Raw genomic sequence first — 1336 nt, forward strand, 5'->3', positions numbered from 1 at the left:
TGGATTTGCCCCCGTACTTCCGGACACCGTCTCACACTAAGGTTGATGAATCGGTCCTACGTCGGAACTCGCGTGGCGAGCGGTATTTCAGCGCGCTGTGCGGGTGCTTCTCGTTGTAATGCTCGAACGCGACGGCTAGATTGCGAACAGCAGTCACCGCATCTGGCTTGGGCATGAAGGCCACGTAGTCGCGCTTCATCGTCTTCACGAAGCTCTCGGCCATGCCGTTGCTCTGCGGACTGCACACAGGCGTCGTGAGCGGTTTGAGTCCAATGTCTGAGGCGAATGTCCGGGTCTTCTCGGCGATGTAACCGGAACCGTTATCGCTGAGCCATTCGATTTGCACTGGCGCTTTCGAAACGTTGCCGAAGCGATGCTCAACGGCCGCCAGCATGACGTCACGCACAACATCGCCGCTATGACCACCGGTCGTTGCCGCCCAACTCATGGCCTCGCGGTCACAGCAATCGAGCGCGAAGGTCACGCGCAGCGGCTCGCCGTTGTCGCAACGAAACTCGAAACCATCGGAGCACCACCGCTGGTTGCTTCTGGGCACCGCAACCTTGCCATCATGCCGACGCTGTGGGCGCGGCGGCTTGGGCCTGCGCTCAAGCATCAAGCCATGTACGCGCATCACGCGATAAACCCGCTTGGCATTAACAGAAGCCGCGCACTGGCGTTCCCGCTCGCTGCGCATTGTGCCCCACACGCGTCGGTAACCCCAGCTCGGCAAGTCAGCGATTACGCGCCGGATTTCTTCCACCAGTTCAGCGTCATCGGTTTGTCGAGCCGTGCGCCCGTCTCGCCAATCAGCGGGTCGAGCAAGTTTTGCCGCCACGTTTGAGCGCGCCACACCGAGAACGTCGCAAACCTGCTTCACTGGTCGTCCCCCGGCAACGATGGCGAGCGCGCAATCCATTTTTTTGCTCGACCGTACTCCACGGCTTCGCGGAGGATTTCCACCTCCATCGTCTTCTTGCCCAGCAGCCGTTGCAGTTCCTTTATCTGCTTGAGCGCGTCGCTCAACTCCGACGCCGGCACGACTTCCTCGCCGGCGCTGACGGCCGACAAACTGCCATCCTGATATAGCTTGCGCCAGTGAAATAGCTGATTCGGATTCACCCCGCGCTGGCGTGCCACCATCGAGACCGTCTTGCCCGGCTCAAAACTCTCCCGCACCATCGCCAGCTTCTCTTCCGCTGACCACCGCCGCCGGCGCTCCGGCCCCGCCAACACTTCCATCACTTCTTGCTTGTTGTTAGTCAAAAACACAGTCTTATGCCTACCCGCTATTGTAAGTGGGAGACTGTGTCCGGAGATTCAGGGGGCTGCTCCA

General features: G+C 60.3%; 1 protein-coding gene. It reads right to left on the reverse strand.

Annotation, left to right across the window (positions count from 1 at the left end):
* Nucleotides 1-31: 31 nt before the first annotated feature.
* A protein-coding gene (locus PKKP23_RS33390) for an IS3 family transposase (protein ID WP_126880076.1) occupies nucleotides 32-1242 on the reverse strand; the annotation gives its coding sequence in 2 pieces (ribosomal slippage) (nucleotides 32-927 and nucleotides 927-1242; 1212 coding nt in all).
* Between the last annotated feature and the right edge of the window lie 94 nt (nucleotides 1243-1336).

Origin of the sequence: Paraburkholderia kururiensis JCM 10599 = LMG 19447, from assembly GCF_003986935.1 — a bacterium.
Taxonomy (GTDB): Bacteria; Pseudomonadota; Gammaproteobacteria; order Burkholderiales; family Burkholderiaceae; genus Paraburkholderia; species Paraburkholderia kururiensis.